We start from the raw sequence: 13,471 nt of genomic DNA, 5'->3' as shown, positions 1-13,471 counted from the left end.
AATCTGCAGAATCAGCGTGAAAAAATTAAAATAAAAAAGCCGTTCTGACCAATCTCAGAACGGCTTTCCATTTATAATTCATAACTCTAAACTGATATCTTTCCTACAAAGTTCAGTTTACTATTTTTTCTGCTATAGGTAAAGTAAATCAATAACCCGATTAGTAACCAGATTGTAAAATAAATCCAGTTCCAAACGCTTAACTCAGCCATCATATAGAGACAGCAGATTAAACCCAAAAGCGGAATTAAAGACAAATTTTTTCTGAATGCCCAAACCGTTAATCCAACCAGAACAAAAAGAAAAATCCACATTGGGATTTTGTGTTTGAATAAACTGAAACCCGATTCGTATTTTAATGAATCATTGATTGGAAGACCTTTTACAACTTCGGCATATTTAGTTTCGTCGTCCTGATATTGGCTCAATAAATGTTCTAAATCTGAGGTTTCGGCAGTTTTATTTTTAACATCAATATTTTCTAAATAATTTAAAACTTTTGCAGATTCTTCTTTATTTAAAGATGTAATAATTGTTGTTGCATCAAATGTCTGTGCTTCATTATTAATAAAAGCCACAGTTGCCTTATTGTTGAATGTAAAAGCATAATACAATCCGGAGATTATTAAAACCGGTAAAATATATTTTGAGTTTACATATGGCGTTTTGAATTTTCCTCTTGGAATTTCCGGCTTGTTCTGCAATACCAAAACTCCGGCGCAAACGAGTACAAAAGCAAATAAGGTTCCGATACTGCACAAATCGGTTACCATCGTTAAGTTTAAGAATAAAGCCGGTACTGCTACTACAAAACCTGTAACAATTGTAGCAAAAGAAGGCGTTTTAAATTTTGGATGCACTGTAGAAAACTTCTTTGGCAATAAACCGTCACGGCTCATACTCATCCAGATACGTGGCTGTCCCATCTGGAAAACTAATAAAACACTTGCCATTGCCACAACAGCACTTACGGCAATAATACCCGACATCCATTTTAAATCTAACTTTTCAAAAACAAATGCCAAAGGATCTCCAACATTTAATTCATTATAACGCACCATTCCGGTTAAAACCAAGGCAATCGCAATGTATAAAATCGTACAAATAATAATAGCCCACATCATTCCGCGTGGTAAATCACGCTGTGGATTTTTACATTCTTCTGCCGTTGTTGAAATCGCATCAAAACCAATATAAGCAAAGAAAACCGCTGAAACCCCTTTTAAAACACCACCTACACCATTTGGAGCAAACGGATCCCAATTGTTTGTATCAACATAAAAAGCTCCAACAGCAATAACTAAAAGTACAATACAAAGTTTCACAACTACCATTAAGTTACTGGCATTACGGGATTCTTTCATTCCTCTGTATACCAAAGCGGTAATTAAAACAATGATAAACAAAGCAGGCAGATCGGCAACAAAATGAAAAGAACCAATCGTTGGTGCCGTAGTCCAGGCCATATATGCCGCCTGCAATGCTGAATCTAAATTTTCAAAAGATTTTCCTCCCTGCATTAAAGCCATAGCATCTTTAAAACCGTTTGAAGCGGTTAAATAATCCATCTGAATCCATTGTGGCAAACGAATACCGCCACTTTGGAGCAGTCCCGTAAAATAATCACTCCACGATATGGCAACCGTTATATTTCCTACGGCATATTCCATAATTAAAGCCCAGCCAATAATCCAGGCAATTAATTCGCCGAAAGCTACATAAGAATAAGTGTAAGCACTTCCTGAAACCGGAACCATCGAAGCAAATTCGGCGTAAGCAAAAGCGGCAAAACTACAGGCTAAAGCTGTAAAAAGAAACAGAAAAATAACAGCTGGTCCGCCATCAGCACTGGCTTTTCCGATCGTGCTAAAAATTCCTGCCCCAACAATAGCTGCAATTCCAAATGCTGTTAGATCCCTTGTTGTTAAGTGCTTTCCTAATGCATTGTGTCCATCAGTTTCATTTTGTGCAACTTGTTTCAGAATATCCTGTACCGTCTTTTTTCGAAATAAACTTGAAAATGCCATAGGTGGTTTCGCTATTAAAAATTAAATTTTTCAGGTGTTTATCGTTTTATTTTGCAAATAATGCAAAAATTATCCTGATTTCAAATTTATAAAACGTTTTTGTTTTTTTGTGATTTTTTTTCTGGACACTAAGTTTTTTTTGCCACTACCCGGACGATAGCGAATAGACGAAGCAATTCACAAATATTTTTTTATCTGTAGTCCTATTTTTTCTCTCGCAGAAAGAAAACTTTACCAACTTCTGCGTAACCCTTACGTGCCTTGCGGTTAAACAGCAATTTCAAACACAAATGTAACATTTCTTAGAACCAGCTTACTAATTAAGAAGTATTTAATTTTTAAAGAATCATTTTATGGAAAAAATTTCAAGACGATCTTTTGTAAATAAATTAGGAGTAGGTGTTGGAGCTTCGGTTGTCATGACTACGCTTCCTTCTTTTTTGACCGAAACTGAAAAGCTGCACAAACCCTACACAGGAAAAAAATTAAATATAGCGCTTTGCGGTTTAGGAAACTATGCTTCTATGCTTGCAGAAGGAATTCAGGTTTCTGAATATTGTCAGCTCGCCGGAATCGTTACCGGAACACCAGCTAAAGCCGAAAAATGGAAAACGAAATACAATATTCCGGAAAATAATATTTATAACTACGAAAATTTCGATGAAATTATAAAAAACAAAGACATTGATTTAGTATATGTTGTAACGCCAAACGGATTGCATAAAGAATTCACTATCCGTGCAGCAAAAGCAGGAAAACACGTTATTACCGAAAAACCAATGGCAATTTCGGTTAAAGATTGCGAAGAAATGATAAAAGCCTGCAATGATAATAATGTGCAGTTAGCTATTGGTTATCGTTTGCATTATGAACCAACACATTTGGAAATAAAACGTCTAGGACAGGAAAAAGTTTTTGGGCAGGTACGTTATATCGAAGCTTCTCTTGGTTACAAAATCCATGATCCTCTTGATACTAAATCTACTGTAAATTTCAACGACCGTCACGAATGGAGACTTAACAAAAAATTATCCGGCGGCGGCCCGTTAATGGATTTGGGAGTGTATTGTATTCAGGTAAGCCGTTATGTTTTGGGCGAAGAACCAATTGCGGTTACGGCTCAATTTGGTACAGTGCACAACAAACAGATTTTTACTGAGACAGAAGAAAGCATTTCCTGGCAAATGGAATTTCCGAGCGGTGCAGCTGCAAATTGCAATACTACAGTGAGTTATAATATTGACAGGTTTTACGCTTCCGCGGATGAAGGCTCTTTCGAGTTGAGTCCCGCTTTGAGTTATGGCCCTTTTAAAGGAAAAACATCTGAAAAAGAATTGAAATTCCCCGTGATAAACCAGCAGCAGACTCAAATGGATGAAATTTGTAAGTTCCTTTTAGAAAATAAAAAACTCCCCAATCATATCACTGGTGAAGAAGGCCTAAAAGATATAAAAGTCATCAATGCCATCTATAAAGCCGCTAAAACAGGAAAAAAAGTAAGCTTGAAGTGATTTTTTGCTACTTTTTACAAAGATAAGCATAGATTTTTATCTGGAACTATAAATTTTCTCTCGCAGATTTATTAATACTCTAATACTAGATTATATGCAAATTGATTTTCTAAATTACTATTCAGCGATGAAAGTCATTTTTTTTGCCATCTTTTTTTGCCATCCGTAAGGTAAAATAGAGTGGTTGTTTTCGACCATTAAATACATTTGCGCTACAATTTTTTCCTGTATTATCTTTGGGAGATTATAAAAGTCAGCATCTACATTAAAATTTCTTTCGTCATCAAGAATTCCATTTTGAATCCGGATACCTATCTTTTTACCTTTATAATACAATAGAATTTTAATTCTCCCATCATCATATAAATTAAGTCCGCTAGTACCATAAATTATAATCGGATCAATAATTCCGTCATGATCAAAATCTTCAACATAAATATATCTCGACCAAAACCAAATACTCTGCTCATGACTTTCTTTAAAATCATTCGTTTCGAAAGTTTTTGTCCAGTGCTCATTTTCAATTTTAAAATTTAATGCCCTGACTGCATTGTTAAAATTATTACCCTCAACAGGCTCCTTAAATTTATCTTCTGTCAGCACCAAATAATACTCGCCAGTTTTGTCCTTGTAATTGTAAACTTTCCAAATACTAAAATTAATCCCTAGTTCTTTTCTTTTTTCTTTGGTAAAAATTTGATTTATTTTTTCAGGCGAAAATGCCTTGTATTTACTATTTCTTTCCTTTTCAAGAAATTCTGAAATTTCATTAATTCTTCGGTTTAAAATTGCAATATTCTTTAGTTCAATGTCTGAGTAAACAATACTTTTATTGTCATTTACCGGATTGTACCAATTAAATTTCTTAAAAACATCTGAATATTCAGGATTTGAAAACACATATCCTTTTCTTGCATAAATTTCGTTCTTCAATAATTTTAAGGAAAAAATGTCTTCCTTTTTTAATTTATTTTCATCGATAATTTCAGATGAACATTTAGAACAATCCAGTTTATTTTGCCCACTTAGGGAAAAAGTAAAAAATAAAATTATGTATAAATAAAACTTCATTATAATGGTTTAATTAAATAATTCAAAACCGTTTTTATTTCAAACAACTACGCAAAATACTTACCGGATGCTGAGCTTCACGACTCGTTCCGTCATAAATCTGATGACGACAGCTCGTTCCCGCAGCAGCGATTTTTACACTCTCAGCAGTGTTACGCACTTTTGGAAATAACGTATCCTCACCCATCTGCATGCTCACTTTATAATGTTCTTTTTCATAACCAAAAGAACCGGCCATTCCACAGCAGCCCGAATTATAAATGGTAACCGTATTATTTTTAGGCAGATTCAGCATGGCAAAAGTCGCTTCAACAGAACTTAAAGATTTCTGATGGCAATGTCCGTGGATTTTAATTTCTTTTGTTTCTTCTGAGAAAGAATCAGGTGTGATTTTTCCGTCGATAATTTCTTTTTTGAAGAATTCTTCAATTGTAAAAGCATTTCGAGATAATTTTTCTGCAGCATCCTTATTATCCGCCAAACGAAGGTATTCATCCCTAAAAGTCAAAATCGCCGAAGGTTCAATTCCAACCAAAGGCGTATTTCCTAAAACCAGATCTTTAAAAACAGTTACATTATGATTGGCAATTTTCTTGGCTTCTTCCAAAAATCCTTTCGAAAGAAATGCTCTTCCGCTTTCTTCGTGATCGATAACTAAAACCTGATAACCTAATTTTGTCAATAATTCGAAAGCATCGATTCCGATATTTACGTCGTAATAATTCGTGAATTCGTCTACAAATAAGTATAATCTTCCGTTCGGAAAATCTGTTTTTGTTGGTTTATGGTTTGCAAACCATTTTCTAAAAGTCTTTTTCGCCAATAGAGGAACTTGCCTTTCCGGTGCAATTCCCATTGTTTTTTTTACGAAGGACTGATTCGAAATAAAATTGGTAATTGCCGGGAATTTACTCCCCATTTTATTCAGTTTGGCGTTGTTGGCAAAAATCTTATTTCGGGTCGAGAATCCGTTTGCTTTTTGATATTGGTATAAAAATTCGGCCTTTAAAGTTGCAACGTCCACATTACTCGGACACTCGCTGGCACAGGCTTTACAGCTTACGCACAATTCAAAAACTTCGTATAATTCCTTTTGATCGAATTTATTTTCTTTTTCAGAATACGTCAGATATTCGCGTAAAGCATTTGCGCGCGCTCGGGTTGTTTCCTTTTCATTTTTGGTCGCACGATAACTCGGACACATAGCACCCCCTGCCGATGGTAATTTTCTGCAGTCTCCTGAACCGTTGCATTTTTCGGCTGCACGCAAAATCCCTAAACTGTCTGAGAAATCCTGAAACGTTTTAATATCCGGTTCAACTCTGCCTGAAATTACCCGATGGTTTTCGTCCATTTTCCCAGCATTGACAATCTTCCCGATATTCAAAACCGAATTTGGATCGAATGCCAGTTTGATTCTTTTCAGCAATTCGTAATTCTTTTCGCCAATCATAAACGGAATAAATTCCCCGCGTACAATTCCGTCGCCATGTTCACCACTTAATGAACCTCTGTATTTTTTTACCAAATGTGCTACTTCCGTTGCAATGGTTCTGAATAATTTTAAATCTTCAGTCTTCTTCAAATTCAAAACAGGACGCAAGTGCAATTCTCCCGCACCGGCATGTGCATAATAAATCGCTTCCTGTCCGTGGCTTAACATCATCGCCGAAAACTCTGCAATGTAGGCAGGTAAATCGCTCAATTCAACCGCTGTATCCTCAATTGAATCCGCCGCTTTATTGTCGCCTACAATACTTCCTAAAAGTCCAAGACCGGCTTTTCTCAGTTCATTGGCTTTGTCAATATCAGCACCATAAATTTTTACCTGAGCATAGCCAAAATTGTGTTTCTCTAAATCAGCAATCAGAGCATCAGCCTGTATTTCTGCATCTTCCAAAGTATGGGCTGCCACTTCGAACATCATAATCGCCTTTGGTTCGCCTTGCAAAAAGAAACGGTTTTTTACGTGTTCCCGATTCGTTTTCGTACAATCTAAAATTGTATCATCGATCATTTCGCAGGTGTACAAATGATGTTTCATTGCCACTACAACCGATTCTAACGATTCCTGAATTGTATGATAATGTCCTACCACCATAATACTGTGTGCAGGTGGCAGATCGTCCACTTTTAGGGTCACTTCGGTCGTAAAAGCCAGCGTTCCTTCACTTCCGCAAAGCAGTTTTCCTAAATTGATTGTCGGTTCTGTTCCGCCAAACAATTCCGATTTTAGCAGAATATCAACCGCATAACCGGTGTTTCTACGGTGAATTTCAGGTTTCGGAAACTCCTTTATAATTTCTTCCTGATTTTCTTTTACTGAAAGTTCCTCGTAAACGCTTTTGTATATTTTATTTTCTAAAGTATCCCCTTTTGTTTTTTCTATAAATTCATCCGAAGTCAGGTCTTTAAAAACGACTTCAGAGCCGTCGCTCAAAATTGCTTTCACCTCAGCAATTTTATCACGCGTCACACCATATCGAATCGAGGTTGTTCCCGAAGAGTTATTTCCGACCATTCCGCCAATCATGGCGCGGTTTGAGGTTGATGTGATTGGAGCGAAAAATACACCGTGAGATTTTAAGAATAAATTCAGCTCATCGCGAATAACACCGGGCTGAACGGTAACGGTTTTCTTTTCGGCATCAAACGAAATAATTTTAGTAAAATGCTTCGAAACATCAATTACCAATCCGTCTCCTACTGCCTGTCCTGCCAGTGAGGTTCCCGCAGTTCTTGGTGTAACCGAAATGCTATGATCTGCTGCAAACTTGATTAATTTGGCAATATCCGCAGTTGTTTTGGGTATAGCTACGGCATTCGGTTTAATCCGGTACACCGACGCATCGGTTGAATAAAGCGTTTTATGAAGATCATCGTATAAAAGTGTTCCTTCTAATGATGCAGACAGTTGTTCTAACTCCTTAATTATTGACATTCTGATTTGAATTTATAACCTAAAACGGATGTGTTTTTCGCCTACAAAAATACTCTTATTTCCTTTGTTTTTATTCTAAATTAAGAAATTTAGGCACTGATTTTTCAATGTTTATGCCATAATATTGTGAACTTGTACTGCATTTTGGCTTAAAGACGTTTTATTAAGTGTGTTTTTTGCATTTATTAATTTGAAAGAAATAATTTGTGAATTGAAAACAGATGTCAGACTGAGCCCATTCGACTTCGCTCAGGATAAACTTCGTCGAAGCCCTTGTTAAACAACTATTTTATCACGCTGATTTTTTTAAGGCATTTTTAAGTTCACCATTATCACGCTAACAATCAGCATCTTTCAATAAAATAAAACCATTTTATCCTTTCACAATAAAACTTAATGATGCCAAAAACAGTATGTATTTGTAAATTAGCAAAAAACATACAACAATGACAGTATTAACATTCACCCTGATCATGCTCTTAGGGGCTTTTTTGGCAGGTTTTGTAGGCTCCTTATCCGGTTTAGGCGGCGGAATCATCATCATACCACTTCTTACAGTGATCCTCGGAGTCGATATTCATTATGCTATAGGAGCGGCTTTGGTTTCAGTAATTGCCACTTCATCCGGTTCTGCGGCGGCTTATGTTAAAGAAGGAATTACCAATATGCGTCTCGGGATATTCCTCGAAATCGCCACCACACTCGGAGCTGTTGGCGGAGCACTGCTTTCAACCATAGCACCAACCTCTTTTATCGCTGTTTTATTCGGACTCACGCTTATTTTTTCTGCGATTAATTCCTTGCGAAAAAAAGAAGAACATATCGTTTTAGAATCCAGTCCATTAGCCAAAAAACTGCATCTGAACGGAACTTATCCTACTCATGACGGAGAAGTAGTCGCATACGGAACAAAAAATGTAATTGGTGGCTTCAGCATGATGGGTATCGCCGGAATGATGTCCGGATTATTAGGGATCGGTTCCGGGGCTTTCAAAGTAATTGCTATGGACAATATCATGCGGATTCCGTTTAAGGTTTCCACCACCACCAGTAATTTTATGATGGGCGTTACGGCAATGGCCAGTTCCGTTATTTACATTCAGAAAGGCTATATCGAACCCGGAATTTGTATGCCGGTCGTAATTGGGGTATTGTTCGGAGCCATGGCGGGAGCCAAAATCCTGGTGAGAACCAATCCAAAAAAACTCCGCATTTTCTTCGCCTGCCTCATTTTTGTACTGGCAATAAACATGATTTACAATGGCATTAACGGAAAAATCTAAAAACATGACACCAAATATATCTCAGGAAAAAGATTTTCAGAACATTATAGGCAATTTATTGCGCTACGGCGTTTGGACAGCATTATCAGTAGCCGCCATTGGAGGCATTGTTTATCTGTTGCACCACGGTCAGGAAATCGAAGACTACTCGGTATTTATAGAAAAAGACAAAAACATTTTCGAAGTAATCGCCTCCATTTACCAGGGACTGATTCAGGGCAAAGGTGACTCGATCATCTTCTCCGGAATCATACTTTTGTTCCTCACGCCTGTATTTCGGGTATTACTGTCCTTATTTTCTTTTCTCCTCGAAAAAGACTACCTCTATGTGGCCATTACCACCATCGTAATCGGCATCATTATCCTTAGTATTTCGTTTGGATTTTCGCACTAATGAAACCTATTTATTTTAAGGATTTTCAGGAGCTATTTCCAGCTGTCCGCTATATCTTTTCCGCCGAATCCCGGCGGAAAAAGGATGCCGCTTCCATCTGGGCTAGGGCTGTTGGTTTCATGAGAAGTATTTGATAAAAAAAATCATTGACAAGAAAAGATATGTATCTAATATTTTTACGCAACGATATCGCGGATTTTTAAAATAAATACAACGGTTTTATAAGTTAGTTTGATTTAGTTATCTGCGTTGCAAACGCTACGATTTGTTTTCATAATTTAAGTAGGTACTCGATGCAATCGAGCACATACTTGTTGATAAACGAGGGCTAGTTGGGATTGATTTAATCAAAAAAAGATTCTTCAACAACCCGATAAAATTTAAAAACACATCCAAAAGGAATACCTTCTATAATATCCCACTCTAAAATTCCTTTCTCAATAAGCTGATACAATTCATATTCAACAAAATCAGGACTATAATTTAAATTTTGATATTCGGGATGTGTTCTAATAAACTCTGAGAATTTCCATTGTGAAAATTTAATTTGGTTTATTATAATATCGTACTCGTAAATAACACCATCTTTTTTGGCAGTGCATCCACTTCCGTGAAAATGATATTCAATTCCGTCAATTGAGTCTATTCTTTTAAAAAAAGTATGAGAAAACAAACACGGATTTATGTCTTGCTGGTATTTATCTTTTAATAAAACTTCAAAGCTTCTTATAAACTTAATGTAGTCTTTCAGGATTTTTTCAATCATAAGGTAAATATCATTTGATATAGCCGTTTCAAAACTTCAAACATCATAATAATAATTCCAATTCCTGCAATAATGTAAACTCTCCAACTACGCATTTTAGTAATTGAATTCATTTCTAAATCTTCTTGTTCTAACTTTTTAGATTCTTTTATATCTGCCTTTCTAATCCAACAAATTAAGAAAATGCAAAATATAATTCCGCCAATTATTACAAAAATATTTTCATTTTGTATATATTTCATTTAATTCGAATATCCATATTCTGGTACTCTGATGCAGTCGAGTAACAGAGTTGTGAAAACCCCATAATAAATTCAAATCTATTAAACGGTTTTTAAAAATATCACTTTCAAAAATGTTCTACTCCTTCCCCCAAATCCTCGTATTCAAATCCAGTTCATGAACAATATCCTGCATAAACTGAACAATTGAAAGATCATCAGTAAGCAAATCAGGAGCTAAAAGTGTTTTATGAATAGGTGCTTCAAAGTAATTGTGAGACAACGGAAAGGCAATATACATTTTAGAATGTATGAACGAAATTGAAATTGTCTTGTCACATTTACTGTTTAAAGCTACGATTCTCTCCATCATGGCAGGTGTCAGAATATATCTTGCTTCAATTTGGTTTTTGGAATATGTTACAAATTTGCTGTCAAATTCTGTATTCTCTAATTGCACTTTATCACTATCCCCAAAACTAAAAATGTTTTTGGAAAACCATGAATTAATTTCATCTTTAGGACTTTTTGGGCGTACAACTGTCGAAGTGCTAAAGTTCTTATTGAAATCAGCAATAAAAATAATCCCCTTAAAAATGTCAAACCATTTTGTGCGTTTTTTGTTTTCGCTTTCTATTTTAAACTCGGCATGAACTTCTGCAAAATAAAAAGAAGTTTTATCAGCAGTTCCGGTTATTAAGTCCTGGGTGTTATAACGATCCGGTTTGGTGATAAAAAGTTCAGAACTTATAAATTCATCATCTGAAATTCCACTTTGAGGCGTGAAAGCTAAACTTTCTTTGAGATTTTTTAGTGCAGGTATTACAACATTCGTTTTATAGTCAACCTTGTATCTTTGTGTATCATTTTCTATTTTAATGCGTATGACAGAACGAATAATTCCGTAAACGAAAAAAAAACCTAAAAATACTAAAATATGAAATTTAATTATCAGCCATATCACTACGGTTATAAAGGCAAAACCAGTTATGATATTGGATAATTTACGGTTTTTGGATATTATTTTTCGGTCAATTTCTAATGTATTCAGAGCTTCCTGAAAGCCTGCATTGTGATTAATTTCTGAGTCCATTAATTATTAAAAAGCTCTTTTGCACTAATATTTTTACGTTCCTCTTCAGGTGTTGCCAGTACATCTGTTTTGGTAAAACCCAGTATTCCTGCAAATATATTGCCCGGAAACATCATAATTGTATTATTGTAATCAGTTACTATAGCGTTATAAGTTCTTCTTGCAGCGGCAATTTGTTCTTCGCTTTCTGTCCAGGTAGTTTGCAGATTTAAGAAATTCGTATTAGCTTTTAAATCCGGGTAATTTTCGACCGTTACCATCAAGCCTTTTACAGCAGTGCTTAATTCGGTATCTAAACTCGCTTTTTCGCTGTCTTTTAAAGTTCCAGAAGTTGCTTTGGCGCGAAGCTCTGCTATTTTGGTTAAAGTACCTTGTTCGTAATTGGCGTATTGTTTTATTACTTCAACAAGATTTGGAATCAGGTCAAAACGTTTTTTCAGCATAACATCAATAGCTGAGAAAGCATTGCTTGCCTGATTTCTTTTTGCGATAAGCGAATTATAGATAGCAATTCCAACAATAAGAAGAAAAATAATAAGTCCTAAAATAACAATCATGGTTTATTTTTTAAATTGATTATGAGCAAATATAATAGAAAAGGAAATAAGTTTTGCTCATTATTTTTTCAGATTTCCAACACCAATTTGAATGTTTAAAATTTGATATTTCAACCAAAAATTGACTAAAAAGGATAACTTTATATCCAAAATAATCTGATTTTAGCGTTACCGATACACCGCTGATTTTAAAACTCATTTCAAATGAACAAAAACATAACCGCTCTCTATAATATTGCCCAAAAACAAACCCGAAAAATAATAGGTTTAATGTCCGGAACTTCGCTTGATGGGCTCGATATTGCTTTGTGTGAAATTTCGGGAGCGGGCGAAAATACAAACGTTACCATTCTCGAATTTGAAACTATCCCTTACTCAGAAGATATTAAAACCGAAATCCGTAAAGTTTTTGCTAAAAAAACAATCGATTTTCAGCATTTGGCTTTACTGAACGAATGGATTGGTCTTTTGCACGCCGGAATGGTCAACAATTGCCTTCAAAAATGGAATATTCCGGCAAACGGAGTCGATTTGATTGCTTCGCACGGGCAGACGGTTTTGCACGCTCCGAAGTTTTTGCATCAGCAGGAAAAATTTCCAAACGCGACTTTACAGATTGGCGATGGCGATCATATTGCGGTGAAAACCGGAATTATAACTTTATCAGATTTCAGGCAAAAACATGTAGCAGCAGGTGGCGAAGGAGCACCTTTGGCTGTTTATGGTGATTATTTGTTGTTCAGCAAAAAAAGTGAAAACCGCATCATGCTCAACATGGGCGGAATCGCGAATTTCACCTATTTGCCTGCTTCCCTTAACGCCGAGGAAGTTTTTGTAACCGATACCGGAACGGCCAATACCCTAATCGACATTTTCACCAAACAGTTTTTCCCTGAAAAAAACTACGATAAAAACGCCGAAATTGCCCAAAGCGGAACCGTAAATCAAATCCTTTTGGCGGAACTAAAAAACGATACTTTCTTCACGAAAAGTTTTCCAAAAACAATCGGTCAGGAATTATTCAATAAAGGTTTTGTTGATTCGGCACTTTCAAAAACCAATCTCGAAAACATTTCGGCACCAGATTTGCTGGCTACTTTAACACGTCTGAGCGCAGAAACAATTGCCGAAGCGATTCTGTTTGTGGTAAAAAACACGGGAATACCAATTGAAGAATTTAAAGTGTATATGTCGGGAGGCGGAACTAACAATCCTTTATTGGTCAAGTGGTTAAAAGAGTTATTGCGATGCGAATTTCAAAAAAGCGATGATTTGGGCATTTTAAGCGATGCCAAAGAAGCGGTCTTATTTGCCGTTTTAGCCAATGAAACGGTTGCGGGCGGAGATTATAATTTTGGTACAAACAAAGGAATTCCATCTGTAACCATGGGGAAAATTTCTTTTCCGGATTAAAATTAACCTTGGATTATTATTTTGGAATGTTCTCAAAAAAGCAAAATATTTCTCTTTAGCCCCGATTACTTCACTTAACTTCTATTTTTATTGGAGTTCAGTGAACTTTATTTGAAGTAGAAATCCTTTTGTGCCGGGGTTCGGCACAAAAGATTACTTCACTTAATTTTTATTTTTAATCGGAGTTCAGTGAA

At 35.8% G+C, this 13,471-nt stretch carries 11 protein-coding genes; 4 read left to right on the top strand and 7 right to left on the bottom strand.

The genetic code is table 11. From position 1 onward, the window contains the following. Window positions 1-86 precede the first annotated feature (86 nt). On the bottom strand, window positions 87-2,027 hold the full coding sequence (locus JE46_RS02585) for an amino acid permease (RefSeq protein ID WP_031453698.1): 1,941 nt from the start codon (window positions 2,025-2,027) through the stop codon (window positions 87-89). Between the two features lie 353 nt (window positions 2,028-2,380). Here JE46_RS02585 and JE46_RS02580 point away from each other — a divergent pair, with 353 nt between their 5' ends. Further along, entirely contained in the window at window positions 2,381-3,538 is a 1,158-nt protein-coding gene (locus JE46_RS02580; protein ID WP_031453697.1) for a Gfo/Idh/MocA family protein, read from the top strand. Between the two features lie 117 nt (window positions 3,539-3,655). On the opposite strand, the gene JE46_RS02575 is transcribed toward JE46_RS02580, so the two are convergent. Together JE46_RS02575 and JE46_RS02570 are read right to left on the bottom strand one after the other, a co-directional pair. Continuing rightward, on the bottom strand, window positions 3,656-4,609 hold the full coding sequence (locus JE46_RS02575) for a YARHG domain-containing protein (RefSeq protein WP_031453696.1): 954 nt from the start codon (window positions 4,607-4,609) through the stop codon (window positions 3,656-3,658). Between the two features lie 34 nt (window positions 4,610-4,643). Continuing rightward, window positions 4,644-7,550 (bottom strand): FAD-binding and (Fe-S)-binding domain-containing protein, encoded by a 2,907-nt coding sequence (locus JE46_RS02570; protein WP_031453695.1) that lies wholly within the window; start codon window positions 7,548-7,550, stop codon window positions 4,644-4,646. A 446-nt stretch (window positions 7,551-7,996) separates the two neighbouring features. Between JE46_RS02570 and JE46_RS02565 the strand changes: the two genes are divergently transcribed. Together JE46_RS02565 and JE46_RS02560 are read left to right on the top strand one after the other, a co-directional pair. Beyond that, entirely contained in the window at window positions 7,997-8,833 is an 837-nt protein-coding gene (locus JE46_RS02565; RefSeq protein ID WP_031453694.1) for a sulfite exporter TauE/SafE family protein, read from the top strand. After that, window positions 8,811-9,227 carry a DUF1634 domain-containing protein gene (locus tag JE46_RS02560; RefSeq protein WP_230408839.1) on the top strand — a complete coding sequence of 139 codons (417 nt, stop codon included), beginning with the start codon at window positions 8,811-8,813 and terminating at the stop codon, window positions 9,225-9,227. The genes JE46_RS02565 and JE46_RS02560 overlap by 23 nt, the downstream gene beginning before the upstream one ends. A gap of 343 nt (window positions 9,228-9,570) precedes the next feature. On the opposite strand, the gene JE46_RS02555 is transcribed toward JE46_RS02560, so the two are convergent. The 4 genes from JE46_RS02555 to JE46_RS02540 all read right to left on the bottom strand — a co-directional run bounded on the left by JE46_RS02555 (window position 9,571) and on the right by JE46_RS02540 (window position 11,864). Further along, window positions 9,571-9,993, bottom strand: a complete 423-nt coding sequence (locus tag JE46_RS02555; RefSeq protein WP_031453692.1) for a DUF6896 domain-containing protein — start codon at window positions 9,991-9,993, stop codon at window positions 9,571-9,573. Then, window positions 9,990-10,235: a hypothetical protein gene (locus JE46_RS02550; RefSeq protein WP_031453691.1), complete on the bottom strand. Its 246-nt coding sequence runs from the start codon at window positions 10,233-10,235 to the stop codon at window positions 9,990-9,992. Before JE46_RS02550 ends, JE46_RS02555 begins: the two co-directional genes overlap by 4 nt. 118 nt (window positions 10,236-10,353) lie before the next feature. After that, on the bottom strand, window positions 10,354-11,307 hold the full coding sequence (locus JE46_RS02545; RefSeq protein ID WP_035136367.1) for a DUF3137 domain-containing protein: 954 nt from the start codon (window positions 11,305-11,307) through the stop codon (window positions 10,354-10,356). After that, window positions 11,307-11,864, bottom strand: coding sequence for a LemA family protein (locus JE46_RS02540; protein WP_031453689.1), 558 nt, complete (start codon window positions 11,862-11,864; stop codon window positions 11,307-11,309). Before JE46_RS02540 ends, JE46_RS02545 begins: the two co-directional genes overlap by 1 nt. A 204-nt stretch (window positions 11,865-12,068) precedes the next feature. Between JE46_RS02540 and JE46_RS02535 the strand changes: the two genes are divergently transcribed. Further along, on the top strand, window positions 12,069-13,277 hold the full coding sequence (locus JE46_RS02535) for an anhydro-N-acetylmuramic acid kinase (protein WP_031453688.1): 1,209 nt from the start codon (window positions 12,069-12,071) through the stop codon (window positions 13,275-13,277). Window positions 13,278-13,471 lie beyond the last annotated feature (194 nt).

The sequence above is a fragment of the Flavobacterium chungangense LMG 26729 genome (assembly GCF_000735715.2).
In the GTDB taxonomy this organism is placed as follows: domain Bacteria; phylum Bacteroidota; class Bacteroidia; order Flavobacteriales; family Flavobacteriaceae; genus Flavobacterium; species Flavobacterium chungangense.
Note: the sequence above shows the minus strand (reverse complement) of the source record. Positions and strands in the feature narration are given on the sequence as shown.

Coding starts and splice junctions, on each gene's coding strand:
- JE46_RS02555 (WP_031453692.1), bottom strand. CDS start 9,993: ATGATTGAAAAAATCCTGAAAGACTACATTAAGTTTATAAGAAGCTTT.
- JE46_RS02545 (WP_035136367.1), bottom strand. CDS start 11,307: ATGGACTCAGAAATTAATCACAATGCAGGCTTTCAGGAAGCTCTGAAT.
- JE46_RS02565 (WP_031453694.1), top strand. CDS start 7,997: ATGACAGTATTAACATTCACCCTGATCATGCTCTTAGGGGCTTTTTTG.
- JE46_RS02550 (WP_031453691.1), bottom strand. CDS start 10,235: ATGAAATATATACAAAATGAAAATATTTTTGTAATAATTGGCGGAATT.
- JE46_RS02570 (WP_031453695.1), bottom strand. CDS start 7,550: ATGTCAATAATTAAGGAGTTAGAACAACTGTCTGCATCATTAGAAGGA.
- JE46_RS02575 (WP_031453696.1), bottom strand. CDS start 4,609: ATGAAGTTTTATTTATACATAATTTTATTTTTTACTTTTTCCCTAAGT.
- JE46_RS02580 (WP_031453697.1), top strand. CDS start 2,381: ATGGAAAAAATTTCAAGACGATCTTTTGTAAATAAATTAGGAGTAGGT.
- JE46_RS02585 (WP_031453698.1), bottom strand. CDS start 2,027: ATGGCATTTTCAAGTTTATTTCGAAAAAAGACGGTACAGGATATTCTG.
- JE46_RS02560 (WP_230408839.1), top strand. CDS start 8,811: ATGGCATTAACGGAAAAATCTAAAAACATGACACCAAATATATCTCAG.
- JE46_RS02535 (WP_031453688.1), top strand. CDS start 12,069: ATGAACAAAAACATAACCGCTCTCTATAATATTGCCCAAAAACAAACC.
- JE46_RS02540 (WP_031453689.1), bottom strand. CDS start 11,864: ATGATTGTTATTTTAGGACTTATTATTTTTCTTCTTATTGTTGGAATT.